Below are 23,876 nucleotides of genomic sequence, written 5' to 3'. Positions count from 1 at the left end.
ACCATCAACGAGGGCCCGCTATCAGGTGGTGCTCGACACCGTGGTCGCCGACCGTGCGGGTATTGCTCTCGGAGACATCAGCCGTCAGCTGGTCCGCGAGTGGGTTGCCGATCTCAGTGTTGATTTGGCGCCCGCGTCGGTGCATAAGGCAATCGGGGTGCTGCGCCAGGTGCTCGCGATGGCCGTCCGGGAGAACCGGCTGGTCGTGAACCCGGTCGACGGAGTCGAGTTGCCCGCAGTTACCGCGGCGGAGCAGAGGTTCCTGACGCTGGAGCAGCTGCGGACGCTCGCCGACGCCGCCGGGAGTCATCGCCCGTTGGTGTACCTGCTCGGTACGTGCGGCCTTCGATTCGGTGAAGCCGCGGAGCTGCGGTGGCGCGACGTCGACACCGACGGGCTGAAGATCCGGGTCGTCCGGTCGGTGACCCTCGTCGAGGGCCGCTTCGAGATCGGGTCTCCCAAGAGTGCGAAGGGGCGCACGGTCAGTCTCCCCCAGTTCGTCGCCGACCTCCTGACACCTGGTGACCCGGAGTGCCTGGTGTTCCCCGACTCGGAGGGCGGGTACATGCGAGGCACGAATGTGCGGCGGCGCTGGTGGTCGCAGGCCGTCGCGGCCGCCCAGGTCTGCCCCCGCACCGTCGGCGATTCGGTGGTGTACGACTTCAAGCTGCACGAGTTGCGGCACACCGCCGCGAGCCTGGCGATTCAGGCAGGCGCCAACATCAAGGCGCTGCAGAACATGCTCGGACACGAGTCCGCCGGGCTGACGCTGGACCGCTACGGACACCTCTACGGGTCCGACGTCGAGGCCGTTGGGGTCGCGATCAACGCCCTGCTAACTAGCGATTAACTCGCGATTGTGGGCAAAGTGTGGGCACACACGCCGCCCGCATGCAGAACAGGCCAGACGAGATACCGTCCGACCTGCTTGTTTGTATGTGGAGCCTAGGGGATTCGAACCCCTGACTTCTGCCTTGCAAAGGCAGCGCTCTACCAACTGAGCTAAGGCCCCGTTCAGGACGGTTGATCGGCGGCTGCGTGCCACACCTCGACGCCACGTCGCGACCGCACCACGAATACCGCCAACGCCACCGCGACGACCAGTAGAACCAGTCTCATGGTGACCCTTTCCGTGGGCCTAGGAGGACTCGAACCTCCGACCTCTTCGTTATCAGCGAAGCGCTCTAACCGCCTGAGCTATAGGCCCGTATCGCACATGGCCGAGCGACGAGATTACCGCAGTTGCGACGCTCGACCCAAACCGGATTAATCGCGGTCGGCCAGCGTCACCTCGATACCGCCGACAAGGTCGGTGGTCAGGTTGTAGATGAACACGCCGACGGTGGCCATCGCCGTCAACAGCACGATGTTGACCAGCCCGATCAGCGCCGCGCCGCCGAAGATCGTCCCGCTGGAAACCAGTTCGCCGCCGGCCTGACCACTCGCGCTGGTCAGCAGGTCGCCGACATTGCTGTTGAGCTTGGCCCACACGCCCATACCGCCGAGCACGAGGTACAGGAACGCTACGGCGATCATCCAGACGAAGAACAGCGTCACCGACAGCACCAGCGAGACCTTCAGGGCGCTCCACGGGTCGATCCGGCGGATCTGCATGGCCGCCCGCACGGGACCGGTGTGCGTGCGACCAGCGACCTGGACCCGATTGGGCGTCGCGGTGCGCGCCTGTGGTTCGGTGCGCTCGGGTACCGGCTTGCGCTGCGGCGGCCGTGCCGGTCCGCCAGACAGGTCGGGCAGTTCGCTCGCGTATGCCTCGGTGGCGACCGGCTCGTTGCGTGCCGGTGCCGGTTCAGCTTCGGCTGCCGGGGCCGACGACCCGCCGGAGATGAACCGGTTCAGGCGCGCGTCCGCCCCCGGGGCATGGCCGGATGCGCCCCGGTGGGGTTCTGGGCGGGTGGGCTCCCGCGGCGTGCGGGGCGGCTGGTTCGGTGTCGCGCGCGCACCGGGACCGCGCTGCCATGGCGGCACGTCGCGGCCCATCGCATTGCCCAGCGAGCCTGTTTCGGGGTCCTCGGGCACGGAACCGTTGCCACTACCTTCTCCCGAGTGCGGATAGCCCGCCTCGTTCGGTGAAGTCACTCCGGCTCCTTACCGTCTGTCGCTCCGCCGGCCTTACTCAGCCGCCTCGGCCTCCGCGTCGCTTTCCTCTGCGTTGCGAGCGATCGCAATCAGTGTCGCGCCCTCGCCCAGGTTCATCAACCGAACGCCCTTAGTCTGCCGTCCAGCCTTGCGAACCTGGCGAGCAGTGGTGCGGATAACGCCCCCTCCCGACGTGATCGCGTAGAGCTCCGTCGCGTCATCGACCACCAGCGCTCCAACCAGACTGCCACGTCGCTTGTCGAACTGGATCGTCAACACCCCTTTGCCACCGCGGCCCTGCACGGGGTATTCGTCGATCGCCGTCCGCTTCGCGTAGCCGCCGGCGGTCGCAACCAGCAGGAACGTATCCGGTTGCACGACGTTCAGCGAGAGCAACTGGTCGTCGGTGTTGAACCGCATGCCCTGAACACCGGAGGTCGCCCGGCCCATCGGCCGCAGCGCCTCTTCGGTTGCCGAGAAGCGGATGGACTGTCCCTTGGCCGACACCAGCAGCAGGTCGTCCTCGGCCGAGCAGAGCACCGCCCCGACCAACTCATCGCCGTCGCGCAGGTTCACAGCGACGATCCCGCCAGAGCGGTTGGAGTCGAAGTCGGTGAGCTTGCTCTTCTTCACCAGCCCCTTGCGGGTAGCCAGCACCAGGTACGGCGCGTCCTCATAGGTCTTGATTTGGATGACCTGGGCGATCCGCTCCTCGGGCTGGAAAGCCAGCAGGTTCGCGACGTGCTGGCCCCGCGCCGTGCGCGATGCCTCAGGCAAGTCGTACGCCTTGGCGCGGTAGACCCTGCCCTGGGTGGTGAAGAACAGGATCCAGTCGTGGGTCGAGCAGACGAAGAAGTGGTTGACGATGTCGTCCTGCTTCAGCCCCGCGCCCTGCACGCCCTTGCCGCCGCGCTTCTGACTGCGGTACAGGTCGGACTTGGTGCGCTTGGCATACCCGGTCTCGGTGATCGTCACGACCACTTCTTCTCGGGCGATCAGATCTTCGTCGGCGACGTCCCCGTCGGCAGGGATGATGCGGGTGCGACGGTCGTCGCCGTACTTCTCGACGAGTTCGGCGAGCTCATCGTGCACGATGGCGCGCTGGCGTTCCGGCTTGGCCAGAATGTCCTCGAGGTCGGCGATCTCGGCCTCGATTTTGGCGAGATCGTCGACGATCCGCTGCCGTTCCAGGGCTGCCAGGCGACGCAGCTGCATGTCGAGGATGGCCTGGGCCTGGATCTCGTCGATGTCGAGTAGCTCGATCAGGCCCTGGCGGGCGACGTCGACGGTCTCCGACGCGCGAATGAGCGCGATCACCTCGTCGAGCGCGTCGAGTGCCTTGACCAGACCGCGCAGGATGTGGGCCCGCTCGTTGGCCTTGCGCAGCCGATAGGTGGTGCGCCGCACGATGACATCGAGCTGATGGACCACATACAGGCGGATGAGCTGGTCGATCCGCAGGGTTCGGGGGACGCCGTCGACGATCGACAGCATGTTCGCGCCGAAGCTGGTCTGCAGCTGGGTGTGCTTGTAGAGGTTGTTCAGCACCACCTTGGCGACGGCGTCGCGCTTGATCTCGACCACGATGCGCATGCCGACCCGGTCGCTGCCCTGGTCCTCGATGTTCGCGATGCCGGCCAGCTTGCCGTCGCGGACCTGGTCGGCGATCGACGTGATGAAGTTGTCGTGGTTGACCTGATAGGGGAGTTCGGTGATGACCAGCAACGTGCGGCCCCTGGAGTCCTCTTCGATGACCACCACACCACGCATGCGAATGGATCCGCGGCCGGTCGTGTACGCGTCGTGAATGCCCTGCGACCCGACGATCAGCCCATAGGTGGGGAAGTCAGGCCCCTTCACGCGTTCGGTGACGGCCGCCAGCGTCGCCTCTTCGTCTGCCTCGTAGTTGTCGAGGCACCAGAAGACGGCCTCCGAGAGCTCCCGGAGGTTGTGTGGCGGCATGTTGGTGGCCATGCCGACCGCGATGCCACCGGAACCATTGGCGAGCAGGTTTGGGAACCGGCTGGGCAGGACAGTCGGCTCCTGCACCCGGCCGTCGTAGTTCGGGATGAAATCGACTGTCTCCTCGTCGATTTCACGCAGCATCTCCATCGCCAGCGGCGTGAGGCGCGCCTCCGTGTTGTGGCTGACGAACCCGTTTGTGATGAAGGCGTGGTCGTCCGTGTCGACCCGCAGGCTGTACACGGGCTGCACGCCAGCATCGGTTACCGCAGCGACGCGCGCGTAGTAGAAGCGCCCATCTGTGAGCTCTTCGGCGATTGCACGCACATCAGGATCGGCGATGTGGCTGCGGATCTCCGCGCCATCACGCCGCCAACGCTCGACGCCGTCGATATTGTGCTTGCGCAGCCATTCCTTATCGACCCATCGGCCGCCGCTATGCGCACGAATGAATGCGGCCAGTCCTGGGACAACGTCGTGGTCTCGTCCTGCACCACGTTCGGGCAGGGCGCTCAGAAGCGTCTGCAATTTGATCTGTTTCGCACCGCCGAAGCCGATCTGTTGAGCAAACAGCTCGGCTTGGCCTCGATTTGTGAGAACCACCTTGTGCTCGCCGGTCGCGTGTCGATATCGGCTTGACACGACACCGAATTCCAGCAACATCTGCTGGACATCAGCCGCCAGACGATCACTCCGAGTGGAATACGAGACTTGAATCGTGTTGCGCGGCAGCGCAGAGCAGGAGCCATCGCCTTCGAACAGCGCCTGCAGAAAGATGCGCTTCACAGCGGCAGGAGCATGCCAAAGCCATTCGGGTACAGACTTATCGGCGGATCGCTGGCCCACCAGATCCCGCAGCCGCGTCTTCCTCAGCGCCGTCAAGTTGTGGACATCGAGCTCGTGAAGCGAGGAGCCCGAGGCGATGGTGCGGGCGGACGTATAGCGCGCGCCACCAACGATCGCGTCGTACGCCGACACAACCATATTGAAGAAGTCGCGGTCGAGGTTGTTGAAGCCGGCTCTCTTCTCAGAGACAAACCCTTCGCTGACTAGCGCGCCCAGAAGCAGCGCCTCCAGGGCGTCGTGCCAGTCCGCCGCACCCAGTTCGGTCGGTAGCGTCCGTTGGACTACAACATGGTCATCCGGCCGAATCTCCTCGATCAGCTTCCATAGCAGTGTCGGGACACCCCCGACCTCGACCAGGCACAGCAGCGGATGGTTCGCGGTCCCCGTGATCGCATACCCCTGCGCCGTGGTGACGGTGAAGGTCTGGTGGCTACCGGAATGGAAGAGCCGATCAGCGGTGACGGGGTCGCCGTGCCGATCGAGAACCTTGAGGTCGATCTCGTTGTCGGTGTTCGGGCTTGCGCCCTTGACGACATCGGCGATTCGCACTGACTGTCCGAGTGGCAACCGAATGAGCGCGTCGCCGGTGATGCAGTACCTCATGGCGGCCGGTGGGTCGTTGCCGGGTGAGCCGAAGTTGCCCTGGCCGTCGACCAATGGATAACGCAGCGACCACGGCTGGGCCATCCGCACCAGGGTGTCGTAGATAGACGAGTCGCCGTGCGGGTGGTAGTTGCCCATCGTCTCGGCGACCGAACGGGCGGACTTGGCGTGCCCGCGGTCGGGCCGGAAGCCGGAGTCGAACATCGCGTAGAGCACGCGGCGGTGCACCGGCTTGAGACCGTCCCGGACCTCCGGCAGCGCGCGGCCGACGATCACGCTCATCGCGTAATCGATGTAGCTCCGCTGCATCTCCTGCTGGATGTCAACAGGCTCGATGCGATCTCCTGCTTCGTCGCCGGGCGGCAACGTGGTGTCAGTCATGTGGTTTCAGTCCTATTTAGTGGCGTGAGTTCGCTAGACATCAAGGAAGCGGACGTCTTTGGCATTACGGGTGATGAAGCTGCGGCGCGCCTCGACGTCCTCGCCCATCAGGATCGAGAACAGTTCGTCGGCGGCCGCGGCGTCATCGAGGGTGATCTGGCGCAGCACCCGCACCGACGGGTCCATCGTGGTCTCCCACAGTTCCTTGGCGTCCATCTCACCGAGGCCCTTGTAGCGCTGGATGCCGTCTTCGGTGTTGATCCTGCGACCTGCTGCCCGACCGGCCTCCAGCAGCCCGTCGCGTTCGCGATCGGAGTAGGCGAACTCCGGTTCACTGCGTTGCCACTTGAGCTTGTACAACGGCGGCTGCGCCAGGAAGATGTGCCCGTGCTCGACCAGCGGCTTCATGAACCGGAAGAGCAGGGTCAGCAGCAGCGTCGAGATGTGCTGGCCGTCGACGTCGGCATCGGCCATCAGCACGATCTTGTGATACCGCAGTTTGGCGAGGTCGAATTCGTCGTGGATGCCGGTGCCGAGCGCGGTGATGATCGCCTGGACTTCGGTGTTCTTCAGCACGCGGTCGATGCGCGCCTTCTCCACGTTGATGATCTTGCCGCGCAGCGGAAGGATCGCCTGGAACATCGAGTCGCGGCCGCTCTTGGCCGAGCCGCCCGCGGAGTCACCCTCCACCACATACAGCTCGGATTTGCGCGGGTCGGTGGACCGGCAGTCGGCCAGCTTGCCGGGCAGCCCGCCGATGTCGGTGGCGCTCTTGCGCCGCACCAGCTCACGGGCCTTGCGCGCCGCCAGCCGCGCCTGTGCCGACGAGACCGCCTTGTTCACAACGGTTTTCGCTTCAGCCGGATTGGCCTCGAACCAATGGCTCAACTGCTCGTTGCAGATCTTCTGCACGAACGACTTCACCTCGGTGTTGCCGAGCTTGGTCTTGGTCTGGCCCTCGAACTGTGGTTCGGACACCTTCACCGAGAGGACCGCGGCCAGGCCCTCACGAATATCGTCGCCGGTCAGGTTGGGGTCTTTTTCCTTGAGCAGCTTCTTGTCCTTGGCGTACTTGTTGACGACGCTCGTCAACGCTGCCCGGAACCCTTCTTCGTGGGTGCCGCCCTCATGGGTGTTGATGGTGTTGGCGAAGGTATGCACCGACTCCGAATAGCCAGCGTTCCACTGCATCGCGACCTCGACCTCGTGGCCTACGCCCTTACCGTCGAAGTCGATGATGCTCTGCTGAATCGGCGTCTTGGTGCGGTTGATGTGCTTGACGTAGTCGACAAGCCCGCCCGGGTAATGAAAGGTGCGGTACTTCACCTTGTGCGGCGCCTTGGCCTCGGCCTCCTTCTCCTCCGCGGACTTCGGCGCTTCCGCGGTATCGCTGACGACGTCGTCGACCACTTCCTCGGGTGTGACTCTCTCGTCGGCGAGGGTGATGGTCAGACCCTTGTTGAGGAAGGCCATCTCCTGCAGTCGCCGGGCCACGGTCTCGAAGTCGTAGTTGGTGGTTTCGAAGACATCCGGATCCGCCCAATACCGGACCGTCGTGCCGGTCTTCTTGGTGGCATCGCCCTGTTTGACGGTGCCGGGCATCGCACGGTCGTAGGACTGGAACCACTCGTAACCGTCGCGGCAGATGTCCACCTCGAGCCTGGTGGACAGGGCGTTCACCACGGATACGCCGACGCCGTGGAGGCCGCCACTGACGTTGTAGCCGCTGTTCTCGCCGCCGAACTTGCCGCCCGCGTGCAGCTGCGTCATCACGACGTCGACGGTGGGGGCGCCGCTGGAGTGCATTTCGACCGGGATACCGCGGCCGTCGTCCGCGACCTCGACACCACCGTCCTCGAGGATCCGGACGTCGACCTTGGATGCGTATCCGGCCATCGCCTCGTCGACAGCGTTGTCGACGACCTCCCAAACCAGGTGGTGCAGACCACGCTCGCCGGTGGACCCGATGTACATGCCGGGGCGTTTGCGGACAGCCTCCAAACCTTCCAGCACCGTGATGGCGCTGGCGCCGTATTCCTTCTTTTTTGAGCTCTTTGCAGCAGGCGCAGTCTTCTTAGCGGCAGGCACGATCGCCAGCATCTCCTCGGGGGTCGCTGCGGCGGTGGTGGTACCGCCGGCAAGTCATTCGACCAGTCTACCGGGAACTGGCCACGGGACCGATTCTGAGGGCGCGTTTCTGCACACCTATTTGCGCCGCCTGTGGAATTTCTCGATCCGAGGTGCGTCAAGACGCTTGGGAAGTATGCTTGCGGCGTTCTGGCGGCTCTCAGCCAACTGGATTCGAAGGCGATCAGCCGTATGTGTCGCGTGGTCCGCGCCCGGCGATGTGGTATCGGCCCTTGCGCCACGACGGCGCCACCGGACCGACGATTTTCAGCGAGGTCACCACGCCGTCGCCGACTGCTGCCGCGATTTTAGCCAGAAGTTGCGCTTGAACCATCCGTAATTGGGTGGCCCACGCCGTGGATTCGGCGGAAACACTCAACACTCCTTCGCGCAGCGCTGTCGGAGTCGCGTGTGCCGCGATCTGCTCGCCGACGACCGTCTGCCACTGCCCCAACACGGTGCCCTCGGCGACCCGCCCGGACCAGCCGCGCGTGCGCGCCAGATCCTGTGTCGCCGCCGCGAACGTCTGCGGATCCCTCACATCGGGCCCCGGCCCCGACCACGCGCGCCGGCGACCGGCGACGCGTCGGGCGGTGGGCGAGGTGCGGCCGCGGCCGACGTTCTTGCCCTGGCTACGCGCCGCGCCCCGCGCCTCCTCCAGCGTGCGGCGCACCAGGTCCATGCCCGTCAGCCCGGCGAGATGCTCCGGAGGTGCCACACCGTCGTCTTCGTTATCCGTCATTTGCCTCGACTCACGCTCCTACCACCGAAACTCGGCCGCTGTCGTCATCGCGCATGGTGATCTCGATCCTGCGCGCATCCCAATCGCGTGGGATGTCGTCGCCAACGGCCGCGGTCACCAACACCTGTTCTGCAGACGCCGCCACACCGGCCAGCGCCCGCCGGCGGGCGGAATCCAGTTCGGCGAAGACATCGTCGAGCAGCAGCACCGGATCGCCGCCTTCTGCCCGCATCAGTTCATAGGCGGCCAGTCGCAGCGCCAGCGCCATCGACCACGATTCACCATGGCTCGCATAGCCTTTCGCTATGTGATCGCCGAGCCGAAGCTCGAGGTCGTCGCGATGTGGCCCGACCAGGCAGACGCCCCGCTCGATCTCGGCGTCGCGGCGACGGGCCAGCGCATCGAGCAGTGCCGCCTCGAAGAATTCGACGGTCTCGTTCTGCCCGTCGATCTCCTCGACCTTGCTGCGGTACTGGATCGCCGCGGGCCGCGACGCGGGAGCAAGCAACTGATAGGCCTTCTCAACCTCCGGGTTGAGTTCGTTGACGAGCTCTATCCGGGCCGCCACCAGCTGCGCCCCGTGTTCAGCGAGGTGGCCGTCCCACACGTCGAGGGTGTCAGCCACGCTGCGGTCGCCCCGGTGACGCGCCCCCGCAGCCGTTTTGAGCAACGCCGTCCGCTGCCGCAACACCTTGTCGTAGTCGGCGCGTACCGCCGCGATCCGCGGGCGGCGCGTTGTCGCGAGCTCGTCGAGGTAACGCCTGCGCTCGGCGGGATCCCCGCGTACCAGCGCCAGGTCTTCCGGCGCGAACATCACCGCGCGCAGCACGCCGAGCACCTCGCGTGCCGACCGGACGGGGGACCGGTTCAGCCGCGCCTTGTTGGCACGCCCCGCCAACACCTCCAGGTCGATGGCGAGCTCTCGGCCGTCATTCACCACGATCGTCGAGATGATCGCCCGGTCAGCCCCGGCTCGAAGCAACGGCGCGTCCGACGCGACCCGGTGAGACCCGAGTGTCGCCGAATACCACAGTGCCTCAACAAGATTAGTCTTGCCGTAGCCGTTCGGTGCGACGAATACGGTGCGGCCCGGCTCGAGGTCCAGGTCGACCTGTGCCCATGACCGGAAGTCCTGCAGCCCCAGGTGGCGGACGTACAACCGACTATCCGGACTCGCTGATCCGCTTGACCGCGTGGCCGCCGAACTGATTGCGCAGCGCCGCCACCGCCTTCATCGTGGGGGAGTCGTCCTGGCGCGAGAGGAACCGGGCGAACAGCGCTGCCGCGATGCTCGGGACGGGCACCCGCAGCCGGATCGCCTCCTCCACCGTCCACCTGCCTTCGCCGGAGTCTTCGGTGTACCCGGAGATCTCCTTGAGGTCGGGATCCTCCTTGAGCGCCTTGGCCAGCAGCTGCTGCAGCCACGACCGCACCACGGTGCCGTTGGTCCACGCCTGGTAGACGGCCTGCGGATCCTTGATCAGGTCTTCGGCGGCCAGCACCTCGTACCCCTCGGCGTATGCCGTCATCAGGGCGTACTCGATCCCGTTGTGCACCATCTTGGCGAAATGGCCTGCCCCCACGGGGCCGGCGTGCACGAACCCGTCTTCTCTCGGTCCTGGCGGGCGCAGCGTGTCGAAGATCGGCATCGCCCGTTCGACGTCGGCTTCGCTGCCGCCGACCATCAGGCCATACCCTTCCTTGCCACCCCAGATACCACCCGATACCCCTGCGTCGATGAAGGCGATTCCCTTCTCGGCCAATAGTTTTGCGTGCTCTTCGTCGCCGGTGTACCGCGAGTTACCCCCGTCGATCACCAGGTCGCCCTCCGACAGCTCCTTGGCGAGGTCGGTGATCGTACCGTCGGTGATCGGGCCGGACGGCACCATGACCCACACCACGCGGGGAGCTTCCAACGCTTCGGCGAGGGCCGCGAGCGTCGGGACGTCCGACACTTCAGGGCGCGGGTCGTAGCCGACCACCTCGTGCCCACCTTCGCGCAGCCGTTCACGCATGTTGAAGCCCATCTTGCCCAGGCCGATCAAACCCAATTGCATGTAGCGCCTCTCTCTTCGCGGGTTGAACCCCTAGCCCGGGAGCCGCACCGGCATCAACAGGTAGACATAGTCGGTCTGCGCCGCTGGAAACGGGCCGGCCCCCCCGACATTGTCGTCCCCATCGTCACCCGCCGGACGCAGCACCGCAGGACGGCTCGGTGTCGTGAAACCAAACGTCACACGTTCTGAATGCAACGAACCCAACCCGTCCGTCAGATACGTCGGGTTGAAAGCGATGGTCAACGGATCGCCCGCGAATTCGACGGGCAGGTCTTCCTCTGCACGACCGACGTCGTCGGCCCCCGCCGACAACTTGAGCACCCCGTCGGCGAACTCCATCCGAACCTGTGCACCACGGTCCGCGACCAGCGCGACGCGCTTGATCGCCTCGGTCAGCTGCGCGACGGCGATCGTGGCGACGGCCGTGTGTTCAGCCGGAAGCAACTGACGAAATTTCGGAAACTCGGCATCGAGCAGTCTCGTCGTGCTGCGCTTGCCATCGCTGCGGATTCCGAGCAATCCTTCCTTGCCGACGGCCGCGCCTGCGCCCAACGACAGGTGCACATCGCCGGCGCCCGTACCGGCCTTCGCGGCTTCGGCCAGCGTCTTGGCAGGCACCAGTACGGCCGCTTCGACATCCGCCGCGTTCGTCGACCAGGTCAGCTCCCGGACTGCAAGCCTGAACCTGTCGGTCGCGGCCAAAACCACGCTCTCGCCGGAGATTTCGACGCGGATGCCAGTCAGCATCGGCAGAGTGTCATCGCGGCCGGCAGCCACCGCCACCTGGCCGATCGCTTCGGAGAACAGGTCAGCGGAAACGACACCCGTCTCGTCGGGGAGGGATGGCAACGTCGGGTAGTCCTCGACAGCCATCGTCGGCAGGGAGAATTTCGCACTACCGCAGTTGAGCAGGACCCTTGTGCCCTCGACGCTGACGTCCACAGGTTTGGCCGGCAGCGCCCTGGTGATATCCGACAACAGTCGACCAGAAACCAAAACGCTTCCAGGAGAAGCTATCTCGGCGGCAACGTGCACTTCTGCCGACACCTCGTAGTCGAAACCTGAGACTGTCAGTCCGTCGTCGGTACCTGTCAGCAGGACACCGGCCAACACCGGAACCGTCGGCCTGGTCGGCAGGTTGCGGGCCACCCAGGCCACCGCGTCGGCGAAGTCTTCTCGCACCAGCCGGAACTTCAAATCGGAGAGACCTGCCGTCGTTGTCGCCACGCCCATGGTGTCCCTTCGATCAACTCACAACTTATGCCCTAACCAGCGGTTTCGGGATGCTTTCGCGTCGGTACCCCAATGTCGCTGCGACGACCGTAACGGCTGTCGAAGAACCACCGTAGAGCTTTCGGCCCCATCTTGAAAGCTAATCGATCGCGGTGACAACGGCGCTCGGCGACGCGTCGCGAACGGGTCAAGATCAGGTGTCCCCAGGCCCTCTTTTCTGAGAGGAAACTACAGAGATAGAGAAGTAACAGTATTAGGGCCTGTGGAAGTTGTGGATGAAGCACAGTTGGTGCTGGACGAAGCTGATATCGGGTTGTGAGTTACTTGTGCACGGCCGCAGCTCCTGCGTTGGGAGGCTGGGGAGACAATCGTCACTGTGGAGAAATCGGCGCGGGCACGGACGAGTACTCGGCGATTCTCCACATGGGTGTGCACAGCCATGTGATGTGACGGCTGGTGCGCCGGTGGCAGAAGTTTTTCGAAAGATTTTTTGGTTCGACGGCTCAGCGCTTGGCGCGTTGACGGATCCGAGTCGTCAATTCCTTGACCTGATCGAAGATTTCCCGGCGTTCGGCCATCTCGCCGCGGATCTTCTTCTCGGCATACATGACCGTGGTGTGGTCACGGCCGAAGGCCTGCCCGATCTTTGGTAGCGAGAGATCAGTGAGTTCGCGGCACAGGTACATCGCAATCTGCCGTGACTGGGCCAGCGCCCTGGTCTTGCCGGGTCCGCGAAGTTCTTCGACGGTGGTTTCGAAGTATTCGGCGGTGGCGGCCATGATGCCGGCCGCGCCGATCTGGATGCTGTTCACGTCGGCGATCAGGTCGCGCAGGACGATCTCGGCGAGCGGTTTGTCGATCGGGGTCTTGTTCAGCGATGCGAAGGCCGTGACGCGGATCAGTGCGCCCTCGAGCTCGCGGATGTTGCGCTCGATGCTGCTGGCGATCAGCTCGAGGACGTCAGCCGGGACGTCGAGCCGGTCCATCTGAGCCTTCTTGCGGAGGATCGCGATGCGCGTTTCCAATTCCGGCGGCTGGACGTCGGTGATCAGTCCCCACTCGAACCGGGTTCGCAACCGGTCCTCGAGTGTGGCCAGCTGCTTGGGCGGACGGTCCGACGAGATGACGATCTGCTTGTTCGCGTTGTGCAGCGTGTTGAACGTGTGGAAGAACTCTTCCTGAATGCCTTCTTTGCCCTCGATGAACTGGATGTCATCGACCAGCAGCACGTCGATGTCGCGGTAGCTGCGTTTGAACGAGGCTTTGCGGTCATCGCGCAAGGAGTTGATGAAGTCGTTGGTGAATTCCTCGGTCGAGACGTACTTGACCCGCATGCCGGGAAACAGTCGCTGGGCGTAGTTGCCCGCCGCGTGCAAAAGGTGCGTCTTGCCGAGGCCGGATTCGCCCCAGATGAAGAGCGGGTTGTAGGCACGCGCGGGCGCCTCAGCAATCGCGAGGCTCGCGGCGTGAGCGAACCGATTGGATGCGCCGATGACGAAGGTGTCGAAGGTGTAGCGCCGGTTGAGGCTGATCGAGTTGTCGTCGCTTGTGTCCGAGTTGCGCGGCCCGCGGGAGAAGTAGGTGGGCCAACTCTCCTCGGCGCTGGCGAGTGCCTCGCTGACTTCGTCGATCTCGTCGGAGTCGGATTCTCCGTAAACGTCGGTGACGACGGCGTGTCCCTCGTCGGGATCCTCGGGGCCTGGGCTGGCGATTCGCACACCGAGTTCGACGCGCTGTCCCAGCTGTCGGCTCAATGCCGAGATGATCGGCTCGCGAAGGTGCCGCTCGATCTCGTTCTGCACAAAACTGGTCGGAACTGAAAGCAGAGCAAAGCCTTCGGTAATGACGAGCGGCTTGACCAGCTTCAACCAGGCCCTTTGCTGCGGAGTCAGGTTGGGCGGTGGTGGTTCGCCGTTGACCGAGTTGCCTGCGGTGGTGTCGCCGTTCAGCTCGGCGAGCACGGTGTTCCACACGGCGACGAAGGGAGGGTCGGGGTCAGCGGTCAATGACAGGTACCCCCTCAAGCTGGTCCAAGGGACCACCAAGAGAACGCAGACGAACTGTCCACATAGTTATCCACAGCCTGTGGAGAGACACTCGTCGTCGCTCTGTTGTCTACCGGCGGGGACGCCGCGGGGTCTGGGCTCGTCACAGCGGTTCCGTCCACTGTGGGCTCGCGACCTGTTCGGGCGTCCTCGCTTCGTTGTCTGGTCGCCGTCCCGGTGTGGGAACGGCATTGGCAGAAGCTAACAGTTTTCCGCCTGAGTGCCAACCGTTCTGCAACATTGCCCGGGGCAGAGTTTTCGGCAACGTAAGTGCGGTGACTGGTGTGACTGATGTCAACATGTCGAGGGCCGCCGGCGGAGGTTTGACCTAGGTAAATCTCGTCAGTACCCTCGAACAGTCGCCCGAACGCGGCGGCACGGCTGCGATCTGAGATCCCTCGGAGACCGCGCCGGCTAGCGAGCGACACGACGAGCTTACCAACGGCGAGCGCATCCAGACCTGTGCGTCTGATGTGGTTGCCAAACGCAATGAGGAGTGACAGCCGTGGCCAAGGGCAAGCGGACCTTTCAGCCCAACAACCGGCGCCGTGCGCGGGTGCATGGGTTTCGGCTACGGATGAGGACCCGCGCGGGTCGGGCGATCGTGTCCGGCCGGCGTCGCAAGGGCCGCCGCTCGCTGACTGCGTAATCAGACGCAGGATCTAGCGCGGTGCTTCCGGCGCAGAACCGGATGACGCGGTCTACGGAATTCGGTGCGACAGTCAACCAAGGGGTGCGCGCAGTGCAGCCCGACATCGTTGTGCACGCACGGCGATGCGGCGGGGCGGGTGAGGCCGGCCCGAAGGTGGGACTGGTAGTCGCCAAGAAGGTCGGCAATTCTGTGCAACGACACCGGGTGGCCCGACGTCTGCGGCACGTCGCGCGGGCGGTCATAACGGAGCTGCACCCGGCCGACCGAGTCGTGATACGGGCGCTTCCGAGTAGCAGGTACGCCATTTCGGCCCGGCTCGAACAGCAGCTGAGGGTGGCGCTCAAGCGCGCACAGTTGCTCGACGGGACTCGGCGATGATGTCGCGTGCCCTGATCTTTCTCATCCAGCTGTATCGCAACACCGTCTCCCCGCTGCGCTTGCCCACGTGCCGGTTCAGCCCCACCTGCAGTCAGTATGCGGTCGAGGCGCTGAGCGAGTACGGGCTGATCCGCGGCGGCTGGCTGGCGACAGTCAGGCTGGCGAAGTGTGGTCCGTGGCATCGGGGAGGATGGGACCCAATACCCGAGCGCCGCGGGCCAAACCCGGAGAGTGCCGCCGTCGACGACGCTAGGAGCAAGTCGGTTGTTTAACTGGTTCAGCCTGGACATCATCTATTACCCGGTGTCGGCGATCATGTGGGCCTGGTACAAGCTTTTCGGCTTGCTGCTGGGGCCATCGAACTTCTTCGCGTGGGGACTGTCGGTGATGTTCCTGGTCTTCACCCTCCGCGCGATTCTGTACAAGCCGTTTGTCCGCCAGATCCGCACGACGCGGCAGATGCAGGAGTTGCAGCCGCAGATCAAGGCGCTGCAGAAGAAGTACGGCAAGGACCGCCAGCGGATGGCGCTGGAAATGCAGAAGCTGCAACGCGAGCACGGGTTCAACCCGATCCTGGGCTGCCTGCCGATGCTGGCTCAGATCCCGGTGTTTCTCGGGCTCTACCACGTGTTGCGGTCGTTCAACCGAACCCAAGGCGGCTTCGGTCAGCCGAAGCTGTCTCCGGAGCTGAACCGGTCGCTGGGCAACTACGTCTTCAGCGCCACCGACGTCGCGCACTTCCTCGATGCCAATCTGTTCGGCGCGCCGTTGGGCGCCAACATGATTCAGAAGACGGGCCTGGACGCGTTCACCGAGTTCAACCGCGTGTCGGTGATCGCCGTGGGAGTGCCCCTGATGATCGCGGCGGGCGTCGCGACGTACTTCAACAGCCGGGCATCGGTGGCGCGCCAGAGTCCGGAGGCGGCGGCCAATCCGCAGACAGCGATGATGAACAAGCTGGCGCTGTACGTGTTCCCGCTCGGTGTTGTGGTCGGCGGCCCGTTCCTACCGCTCGCCATCATCCTGTACTGGTTCGCCAACAACATCTGGACCTTCGGTCAACAGCACTACGTGTTCGGGCGCATCGAGAAGGAAGAAGAGGCGAAGAAGCTCGAGGCGATCGAACGACGTGCGGCCAATGCACCGCCGCCGGGCGCCAAGCCGAAACGCGCGCGGAAGGGCGAGACGCCACCGACCGACGGCGTCGCGCCTGACGCCTTCGAGGTGACCGAGAGTTCGGCAAGCGAGCTCACCGACGGAGAGTCCGACAGCGGCAATTCGGCGAAGCCGAGCACGAACAATGGAGGCAACCGCACACCGAAGCCGGGGGCGACACCACGGCCAGGCGCGCGTCCCAAGAAGCGAAAGCGTTGACCGGACCCCAACCCGGCGAATGAGGAGATGACAACAGATGACTGACTTCGACGACCCCATCACCAGCGAGCGCGATGAGCAGACCGAAACCGACGCCGCGGAATCGGAAGCATCACAGAACGGCGGCGAATCGGTGACGGCGTCCGGGGAGGACCTGGAGGACCGCCTCGTCGCAGAGGGCGAGATCGCCGGTGACTATCTCGAGGAGCTGCTCGACCTGCTCGACTTCGACGGCGACATCGACCTGGACGTGGAGGGCGACCGCGCGGTCGTGAGCATCGATGGCGGCGAGGATCTGGCCAAGCTCGTCGGCCGCAAGGGCGAGGTGCTCGACGCGCTTCAAGAACTGACTCGGCTTGCGGTTCATCAGAAGACCGGCGAGCGCAGCAGGCTGATGCTGGACATTGCTCGCTGGCGACGTAAGCGTCGCGAGGAACTGGCCGCGCTCGGCGACAAGGTAGCGCGACGGGTATTGGACTCGGGCGAGCGGGAGCAGCTGTCGCCGATGACGCCGTTCGAGCGCAAGATCGTGCACGACGCGGTGGCGGCTGTGGACGGCGTGCGCAGCGAGAGCGAAGGCGTGGAGCCTGCGCGCCGGGTCGTCGTCCTCGTGGACTGACGGAGTTACATCGGTGTAGTTCGAGGCGCCGCCTAATCGGCGCGGGGATCCGGAGGATGTTTCACGTGAAACATGTGGACGTCTCCGAACCCCCGGAAGGTGCCGGCGCGGTGTTCGGTGACCGCGTAGCGCTCGCCCGGCGATACGCGGAGATCCTGGCCGGGGACGGCGTGGAACGCGGGATCATCGGCCCCCGCGAGGCGGGTCGACTGTGGGATCGTCACGTGCTCAACAGTGCGGCACTCAGCGAATTATTCGACACCGGAGAGCAGATTGCCGACATCGGTAGTGGAGCCGGCCTTCCGGGGATACCGTTAGCGTTGGCCCGGCCGGACTTGCGGGTGACACTGATCGAGCCGCTTCTGCGGCGCTCTGATTTCCTCCGAGAGGTCATCGACGACCTCGGCGTGGATGTCGCCGTTGTCCGTGGCCGAGCCGAAGAACAAGCCGTACGGCAACAAGTGGGGGAGATGGACGCGGTCGTGTCCAGAGCGGTGGCCTCGTTGGACAAGCTGACAAGGTGGAGCGCGCCGCTGCTCCGATCAGGGGGGCGGATGTTGGCTATCAAGGGCGAACGGGCGGCGGGCGAGCTGGACGAGCATCGGCGTGTGATGGAGTCGCTCGGTGTGGTGGATGCCAGGGTGGTGATATGCGGAGAGGCCTTCTTGGATCCGCCCGCCACCGTGGTCATCGCGAGGCGCGGGGAATCGGTGCCGGCACATCGCCGGTCGACACGACGAGCGGGCAGGAGAAGGGGATGAATCCAGTGTCGGAGGGTAGCGCTGTGCCGCCGATGGGCACCACCGGAGGTGCCAATGTTTCACGTGAAACATGGGTGTCGGACGATGTCATCGACACTCCGATCGGCGCGGAAGCCGAGCGCGCTGTGCGCCTCCTGCACGCCGAGACGCGCCTGCCCCGGCCGGTGAACCAACGGGTATTCACCATCGCCAACCAGAAGGGCGGCGTCGGCAAGACGACCACGGCCGTCAACGTCGCAGCCGCGCTCGCGTTGCAGGGCCTGAAGGTTCTGGTTATCGACCTCGACCCACAGGGCAACGCCAGCACCGCTCTCGGCGTCGACCATCACCCCGGCACGCCGTCGTCCTACGAGGTGTTGATCGGCGAAACTCCGTTGCAAGAAACTCTGCAACGGAGTCCGCACAGCGAGCGATTGTTCTGCGTCCCTGCCACCATCGAGCTAGCCGGCGCTGAGATCGAGTTGGTCAGCATGGTCGCGCGTGAGGGTCGGCTACGCACCGCCCTCGCGGAACTCCAAAACCACGACTTCGACTACGTGTTCATTGACTGCCCGCCGTCGTTGGGCCTGCTGACGATCAACGCACTCGTCGCGGCGCCCGAGGTGTTGATCCCGATTCAGTGCGAGTACTACGCCCTCGAGGGAGTGGGCCAGTTGCTGCGCACCATTGAAATGGTCAAGGCGCACCTCAACCCGAGACTCGATGTCTCGACCGTCATCCTGACCATGTACGACGGCCGGACGAGACTGGCCGACCAGGTCGCGGCCGACGTCCGCGCGCACTTCGGAGAGAAGGTGCTCGGTACGGTCATCCCGCGAAGCGTGAAGGTGTCCGAGGCGCCGGGATACGGAATGACGATCCTGAATTACGACCCGGGCTCGCGCGGTGCGTTGAGCTACATGGATGCCAGTCGCGAGCTTGCTGAACGGGGCGCCGCGCAGAGAGGACAAAACCGATGACGCAGCCATCGCGGAAGAGGAGCGGGCTCGGACGCGGCCTCGCGTCGTTGATCCCGACGGGCCCCGAAGATTCCAACTCGGCCTCGATGGGGCATCGGATGGGTGACGCCGCCGCGGACGTCGTCTTGGGCGGGGCGCCGCAGCCGAGCTCGGTCGGCGCTGTCTACCGGGAAATAGATCCGTCCGCGATCGAGCGGAACCCGAGGCAGCCGCGTCAGGTGTTCGACGAAGAAGCACTCGCCGAACTGGTGCACTCCATCAAAGAATTCGGACTGATGCAACCCATCGTGGTGCGTGGTATGTCCGGACAGCCGGGGCGCTATCAGCTGGTGATGGGGGAGCGACGCTGGCGCGCCGCCCAAGAGGCGGGGCTGGCGACGATTCCGGCGATCGTGCGGGAGACCGCCGACGACAGCATGCTGAGAGACGCCTTGTTGGAGAACATCCACCGGGCACAGCTGAACCCCCTCGAAGAGGCTGCGGCGTACCAGCAGCTGCTCGACGAATTCGAGGTAACCCACGACGAGCTTGCGGCGCGCATCGGGCGGTCTCGGCCGTTGATCACGAACATGATCCGCCTGCTGCGTCTACCTATCGCCGTGCAGCGCCGCGTCGCCGCGGGCGTGCTGTCGGCGGGCCACGCGCGGGCACTGCTCTCGCTCGACGCCGGACCGGAGGCGCAGGAGGAGCTCGCCGCGCGCATCGTCGCCGAGGGCCTGTCGGTGCGCGCGACGGAAGAAGCCGTCATGCTGGCGAATCGGGAAGACACCTCCACCCCGTCCGCACCGCGCCGCAAGCCCATCCACATGCCGGGCCTGCAAGATGTTGCTGAACGGCTGTCGACCGCCTTCGACACTCGCGTCACGGTCAGCTTGGGCAAACGCAAGGGCAAGATCGTCGTCGAGTTCGGGTCGGTCGACGACCTACAGCGCATAGTCGACCTAATGAACTCTGCGAACGCCTGACCTAGGACACGGGGAAATTACGTCACTGTGACACATCGATCACGGCCCGGGCCCGAGCCCGTGCCCACCGCGGGAATCGTGATGTGGGGCAACGCCTTTGGTGAAGCGGGTTGCGGCGGGTGAGCCAGCGCGCCAAAAGGGGGCCGTCCGGGCTGCATCCTCCTATTCTGGAGGAGCGGTCACAGATAGCGGCGCCGCCTGGAACCCGGGAAGTCTAGTGTCAGCGCGAATCACGCCCCTGCGCCTCGAAGCCTTCGAGCAGCTGCCCAAGCACGCGCGCCGATGTGTGTTCTGGGAGGTGGATCCCTCAACGCTCGGTGCCGAGGATCATCTGTCCGACCCGGAATTCGAGAAGGAAGCCTGGCTGTCGATGGTGATGCTGGAGTGGGGGTCGTGCGGCCAGATCGCTTCGAGCGCGCCGGCGGGCAGCCGCACCGATGCGACCGACGACGACGCGGCAAGCGATGACCAGCCCTGCCTCGGCTACGCGTTCTACGCTCCGCCGAGTGTCGTGCCACGGGCGCGGCTTTTTCCGAGCGGACCGGTGAGCGCCGACGCGGTCTTGCTCACCTCCCTCGGGGTGGAGGGCGCGCAGGCGCGAAGCGGCGACGATCTGAGTGCCGGCGGCCTGTCCCACGGGCTGATCGTGTCGGTTGTCGCGGATTTGGTGCGCCGCGGCGTGCGGGCACTTGAAGCGTTCGGCCGTACCGAGGCGACGGTGGAATTCGTCGATCCCCGACGGGTGCCCGCAGAACTCCGGCCGGTGGTGGAGGTGCTCGGTGACTGCTCGGTGGACCAATGCGTCCTCGACGTGGATTTTCTCGAGCAGGTCGGGTTCGTGGAAGTGTCGAAACACCGCTACTTCCCGCGGCTCCGACTTGAGCTGGAGAGCGGCCTGGGCTGGAAGGCCGAGGTCGAGGCCGCACTGGAGCGACTGCTGGAATCCGACACGTTGAAGCAGCCCGTTGGTGCGGGCGCGGGTATCTGCTGACCGACTAGCTGCGGCCTGCCTCCACCGACAGCTCGTGTGCGAGCAGTTCGGCGAAGGTGAATGTGCCGGTGGGGCGGTCGTTCTTGCCCAGCAGGTAGAGCCGTTTGACCGCCGCGAGGATGCCTTCGGCGATCGAGTCGCGGGCCTGGTTGGAAACCAGCATGTCGCGGTCCCGGGGATTGGTGATGTAGCCGACGTCCACCTGCACAGTGGGCATCCGGGTCAGCCGCAGCAGGTCCCACGTCCGTCCATGCGTCCGGCAGTCTCGTAAACCCGTGCGCGCCACCACTTCTCGCTGTATGAAGTCGGCGAGGTTGCGGCCGATGGTCGACACCGAACCGTGTGAGTTGCCGAAGTGGAAGGAGGCGACGCCGTTCGCCGACGTGCTTGGGTGGGTGGCGCACCGCAGGCTGATCATCAGGTCTGCGCCGACCGTGTTGGCGGTCGTGGCCCGGTCGGCATCTGACGGGCTATGGGTGGGCGGTCGGGACAGGAAGGTCTCCATGCCGATGGCCGTCATCCGGCCCTCGAGCCGACTGGCCAGGTCCCAGAGGATGTCGGCCTCGCTGATCGGACCCGCCGAGCTCTGCATGATCAACCCGTTGTCGCTGCCGCCGCGGCCCGGGTCGATGATGATGCGCTTGCCGGACAGCCGCGGACCGGACCGTCGGACCAGCTCCTCCTCGCGGATCGCGTGAATGGAGCCGCCGGTGACCCGGGATCCAAGGAAGTACAGCGAGCGCAACGTCTCCGGACCGCAGATACCGTCGGGCGCCATGCCGTACTCGCGCTGGTAGGACATCAGCGCGTTATGAGTCATCAGCCCGAAATGTCCGTCCACCAGCCCGGTGTAGAAGCCGAGGTCCTGGAGCCGCGCCTGCAGAGTGGCCACGTCGTCGCCGTACATCGGCGCCCCGAACTGGTGGCTGAGGATGCGCGCTCCGAGACGGTAGGACGCCTCTTTCAGCGCCCGATACGTCGCTTCGCCCACGATGCCGTCGACGAGCAGGCCCCGGTGCTGCTGGAACGCGCGGACGGCCTCGTCGAGCTCGAGGTCGAAATAGTCGGCGGCGACGTGCCTGCCCGTGCTCAGGTCCTCGTCCGGGTTGTCCACCAGCCTCAGCGCCGCGAGCGCGGTCCGGATCTCGGCAACCGCACCTCCGCGGTCACCTCGACGCAGACTCGACATAACGGGGGCCCTTTCGATAGCGCATATCAGCGGGGGTCCCGCGATGACGATTGCAGGACAGACTATGCGGAATTATCTCAGAAGCACGGCCGATTCAGGAAAACGCCAGGCGGGTCACCGCCGGTAACGACCAGGGCTTTAAGCGATATCCGTCAGTTCGCGCAGCAGCGCAGCCTTGCCTTTCGCACCGACGATGCGCTTCACCGGCTTGCCGTCCTTGAACAGGATCATCGTCGGAATCGACACCACCTGGAAGTCCCTCGCCGTGGCGGGGTTGGCGTCGACGTCAAGCTTGGCGACCGTCAGCGAACCGGCTTTCTCGCCGGCGATCTCCTCGAGCACCGGGGCGACCATCTTGCACGGTCCGCACCAGGTGGCCCAGAAATCGACCAACACCGGGGTGCTGCTCGACAGGACGTCGTCGGAGAACGAGTCGTCTGTGACGTTGACCGTCTTGCTGGTCTTCTCTGTGCCGGTCATTGTTGTGCTCCAATCAGGTCGGTGTCCGTGGTTTGTGTTGTGCCAGTGGCAGTTTCGGCGAGCCAGCGCTCGGCGTCGATAGCGGCCGAACATCCTGTGCCCGCAGCGGTGATCGCCTGGCGGTAGGTGTGGTCGACCAGATCGCCCGCGGCGAAGACACCTTCGATCGACGTGCTGGTGGTGTGATCACGCACCACGACATATCCATCGGCGTCGACGTCGACCTGGCCGCGGACGAGTTCGGAGCGCGGGTCGTGACCGATCGCGACGAACACACCGGTGACGGACAACGTGGACTCCTCGCCGGTGGCGCTGTTGCGCACTCGCACGCCGGTCACCCGGTTGTCGCCTTCGACCTCGAGGACCTGCGTATTCAGCAGGAACGTGATCTTGTCGTTGGCCTTGGCGCGCTCCAGCATGATCCGCGATGCGCGGAACTCCTCGCGGCGGTGGATCAGGGTGACGCTGCGGGCGAACCGGGTCAGGAAGGTGGCCTCCTCCATCGCGGAGTCGCCACCGCCGACGACGGCGATGTCCTGGTCACGGAAGAAGAAGCCGTCGCAGGTGGCACAGGTGCTGACACCCATGCCGAGAAGCTTGTCCTCGCCGGGAACCCCGAGGTGACGTGCTGCGGCGCCCATCGCGAGGATGACCGCGCGCGCCTGGTAGGTCTCGCCGCCGACGGTGACCGATTTCACCGGCCCGTCCAGCGATACCTCGTCGACGTCCTCCATGCGCAGGTCTGCGCCGAATCGCAGCGCCTGTTCGCGCATCTGGTCCATCAGCTCGGGCCCGGTGATGCCGTCGCGGAAGCCGGGGTAGTTCTCCACCTCGGTCGTCGTCATCAGGGCGCCACCGAACTGCGTTCCCTCGAACACCAGCGGCGTGAGCTGGGCACGCGCGGCGTAGACGGCCGCGGTGTAGCCGGCCGGCCCGGAGCCGATGACGATCACGTCGTGAACGTTAGGGTGAGAAGTCATGCGAGCCTTTCTGCCTGCAAAAATTCAAACACCAGGGTAAGCCGGGGTGTTCCCGAATCGGCGGCTGCATGCACTACCGCGGTGTGTTCACGGCTTTGGGCGTGTCGGGAGTCACGCTGGACACCGATATCGTCATGCGCTCGGCGGTTGGTCCGGTGGGAAGCGGCGGGGTTGGTGGACTGCTGTGCATGAGCAGCGCGCAGACGATCAACACGGCCGCCGCGCCGGTGCCGATGACCATGCCGATTATTCGGAGCCGACCGATGCGAGGTGTGGACCGCGCCGCATGTGCCGGTGGCGCGGCGCGCAGGGCCTCGGCGATCCGGGCGGTGACACCAGGCGGTACGGGTGGCGCCGAATCGGCGTCGGCTCCGAGCCGACCGAGGGCGCGGCGGACCCGGTCCTGCGGAAGCCCGGCATCACCGCTGTGCACCG

Annotated in this window: 22 protein-coding genes and 2 tRNA genes; 10 read left to right on the top strand and 14 right to left on the bottom strand. The window is 65.2% G+C overall.

Features of this window, described 5'->3' with window-relative positions; all coding sequences use genetic code 11:
- The coding region (locus QOJ24_RS25760) for a site-specific integrase (RefSeq protein WP_526266284.1) at positions 1-850 on the top strand (850 nt) is incomplete at its 5' end.
- An 89-nt stretch (positions 851-939) separates the two neighbouring features.
- Here the strand turns inward: QOJ24_RS25760 and QOJ24_RS25755 are convergent.
- From QOJ24_RS25755 to dnaA, 10 genes are all read right to left on the bottom strand, one after another.
- A tRNA-Ala gene (locus tag QOJ24_RS25755) sits at positions 940-1,012 on the bottom strand.
- Between the two features lie 121 nt (positions 1,013-1,133).
- Positions 1,134-1,207, bottom strand: a tRNA-Ile gene (locus QOJ24_RS25750).
- Between the two features lie 59 nt (positions 1,208-1,266).
- A complete protein-coding gene (locus QOJ24_RS25745; RefSeq protein WP_526266282.1) occupies positions 1,267-2,097 on the bottom strand; it encodes a DUF3566 domain-containing protein in 831 nt (276 codons plus the stop codon).
- A gap of 33 nt (positions 2,098-2,130) precedes the next feature.
- Positions 2,131-5,889: an intein-containing DNA gyrase subunit A gene (gene gyrA / locus QOJ24_RS25740; RefSeq protein ID WP_526266280.1), complete on the bottom strand. Its 3,759-nt coding sequence runs from the start codon at positions 5,887-5,889 to the stop codon at positions 2,131-2,133.
- A 33-nt stretch (positions 5,890-5,922) separates the two neighbouring features.
- Complete coding sequence (gene gyrB, locus QOJ24_RS25735) at positions 5,923-7,989, bottom strand: DNA topoisomerase (ATP-hydrolyzing) subunit B (protein WP_526266279.1); 2,067 nt, start codon at positions 7,987-7,989, stop codon at positions 5,923-5,925.
- A 211-nt stretch (positions 7,990-8,200) separates the two neighbouring features.
- Complete coding sequence (locus QOJ24_RS25730) at positions 8,201-8,758, bottom strand: DUF721 family protein (protein WP_526266277.1); 558 nt, start codon at positions 8,756-8,758, stop codon at positions 8,201-8,203.
- 10 nt (positions 8,759-8,768) lie between these two features.
- Positions 8,769-9,917 (bottom strand): DNA replication/repair protein RecF, encoded by a 1,149-nt coding sequence (gene recF, locus QOJ24_RS25725; protein WP_526266276.1) that lies wholly within the window; start codon positions 9,915-9,917, stop codon positions 8,769-8,771.
- A 4-nt stretch (positions 9,918-9,921) separates the two neighbouring features.
- Positions 9,922-10,815: a phosphogluconate dehydrogenase (NAD(+)-dependent, decarboxylating) gene (gnd, locus tag QOJ24_RS25720; RefSeq protein WP_526266275.1), complete on the bottom strand. Its 894-nt coding sequence runs from the start codon at positions 10,813-10,815 to the stop codon at positions 9,922-9,924.
- 30 nt (positions 10,816-10,845) lie between these two features.
- The gene (gene dnaN / locus QOJ24_RS25715; RefSeq protein ID WP_526266273.1) at positions 10,846-12,048 is read right to left on the bottom strand and encodes a DNA polymerase III subunit beta; all 1,203 of its coding nucleotides are present in this window, start codon (positions 12,046-12,048) and stop codon (positions 10,846-10,848) included.
- Positions 12,049-12,551: 503 nt separating this feature from the next.
- A complete protein-coding gene (gene dnaA / locus QOJ24_RS25710; RefSeq protein ID WP_526266271.1) occupies positions 12,552-14,054 on the bottom strand; it encodes a chromosomal replication initiator protein DnaA in 1,503 nt (500 codons plus the stop codon).
- Between the two features lie 544 nt (positions 14,055-14,598).
- On the opposite strand from dnaA, the gene rpmH reads away from it, so the two are divergent.
- The 9 genes from rpmH (at position 14,599) to QOJ24_RS25665 (ending at position 20,792) form a co-directional block, all read left to right on the top strand.
- A complete protein-coding gene (gene rpmH, locus QOJ24_RS25705) occupies positions 14,599-14,742 on the top strand; it encodes a 50S ribosomal protein L34 (RefSeq protein WP_019735309.1) in 144 nt (47 codons plus the stop codon).
- Positions 14,743-14,763: 21 nt separating this feature from the next.
- Entirely contained in the window at positions 14,764-15,123 is a 360-nt protein-coding gene (gene rnpA, locus QOJ24_RS25700; protein WP_526266270.1) for a ribonuclease P protein component, read from the top strand.
- Entirely contained in the window at positions 15,120-15,395 is a 276-nt protein-coding gene (gene yidD / locus QOJ24_RS25695) for a membrane protein insertion efficiency factor YidD (protein ID WP_526266268.1), read from the top strand. The genes rnpA and yidD overlap by 4 nt, the downstream gene beginning before the upstream one ends.
- 43 nt (positions 15,396-15,438) lie before the next feature.
- Positions 15,439-16,497 (top strand): membrane protein insertase YidC, encoded by a 1,059-nt coding sequence (yidC, locus tag QOJ24_RS25690; protein ID WP_526266293.1) that lies wholly within the window; start codon positions 15,439-15,441, stop codon positions 16,495-16,497.
- Positions 16,498-16,534: 37 nt separating this feature from the next.
- The gene (locus QOJ24_RS25685; protein ID WP_526266267.1) at positions 16,535-17,116 is read left to right on the top strand and encodes a Jag family protein; all 582 of its coding nucleotides are present in this window, start codon (positions 16,535-16,537) and stop codon (positions 17,114-17,116) included.
- A 56-nt stretch (positions 17,117-17,172) separates the two neighbouring features.
- Complete coding sequence (gene rsmG, locus QOJ24_RS25680) at positions 17,173-17,877, top strand: 16S rRNA (guanine(527)-N(7))-methyltransferase RsmG (protein ID WP_526266265.1); 705 nt, start codon at positions 17,173-17,175, stop codon at positions 17,875-17,877.
- Complete coding sequence (locus QOJ24_RS25675; protein ID WP_526266263.1) at positions 17,874-18,836, top strand: ParA family protein; 963 nt, start codon at positions 17,874-17,876, stop codon at positions 18,834-18,836. Before rsmG ends, QOJ24_RS25675 begins: the two co-directional genes overlap by 4 nt.
- Positions 18,833-19,801: a ParB/RepB/Spo0J family partition protein gene (locus QOJ24_RS25670; RefSeq protein ID WP_526266261.1), complete on the top strand. Its 969-nt coding sequence runs from the start codon at positions 18,833-18,835 to the stop codon at positions 19,799-19,801. The genes QOJ24_RS25675 and QOJ24_RS25670 overlap by 4 nt, the downstream gene beginning before the upstream one ends.
- A gap of 217 nt (positions 19,802-20,018) precedes the next feature.
- Positions 20,019-20,792 carry an acetyltransferase gene (locus QOJ24_RS25665; protein ID WP_526266259.1) on the top strand — a complete coding sequence of 258 codons (774 nt, stop codon included), beginning with the start codon at positions 20,019-20,021 and terminating at the stop codon, positions 20,790-20,792.
- A gap of 4 nt (positions 20,793-20,796) precedes the next feature.
- Here QOJ24_RS25665 and QOJ24_RS25660 read toward each other — a convergent pair whose 3' ends face one another.
- The 4 genes from QOJ24_RS25660 to QOJ24_RS25645 all read right to left on the bottom strand — a co-directional run bounded on the left by QOJ24_RS25660 (position 20,797) and on the right by QOJ24_RS25645 (position 23,874).
- Positions 20,797-21,981, bottom strand: a complete 1,185-nt coding sequence (locus tag QOJ24_RS25660) for an N-acetylmuramoyl-L-alanine amidase (protein ID WP_526266258.1) — start codon at positions 21,979-21,981, stop codon at positions 20,797-20,799.
- A gap of 138 nt (positions 21,982-22,119) precedes the next feature.
- Positions 22,120-22,461: a thioredoxin gene (gene trxA / locus QOJ24_RS25655; RefSeq protein ID WP_526266256.1), complete on the bottom strand. Its 342-nt coding sequence runs from the start codon at positions 22,459-22,461 to the stop codon at positions 22,120-22,122.
- Positions 22,458-23,441, bottom strand: a complete 984-nt coding sequence (gene trxB / locus QOJ24_RS25650) for a thioredoxin-disulfide reductase (protein WP_526266254.1) — start codon at positions 23,439-23,441, stop codon at positions 22,458-22,460. Before trxB ends, trxA begins: the two co-directional genes overlap by 4 nt.
- Before the next feature lie 73 nt (positions 23,442-23,514).
- Positions 23,515-23,874, bottom strand: coding sequence for a hypothetical protein (locus QOJ24_RS25645; RefSeq protein ID WP_526266253.1), 360 nt, complete (start codon positions 23,872-23,874; stop codon positions 23,515-23,517).
- Positions 23,875-23,876 lie beyond the last annotated feature (2 nt).

The sequence above is a fragment of the Mycobacterium sp. genome, assembly GCF_032159775.1.
GTDB lineage: Bacteria > Actinomycetota > Actinomycetes > Mycobacteriales > Mycobacteriaceae > Mycobacterium.
Note: the sequence above shows the minus strand (reverse complement) of the source record. Positions and strands in the feature narration are given on the sequence as shown.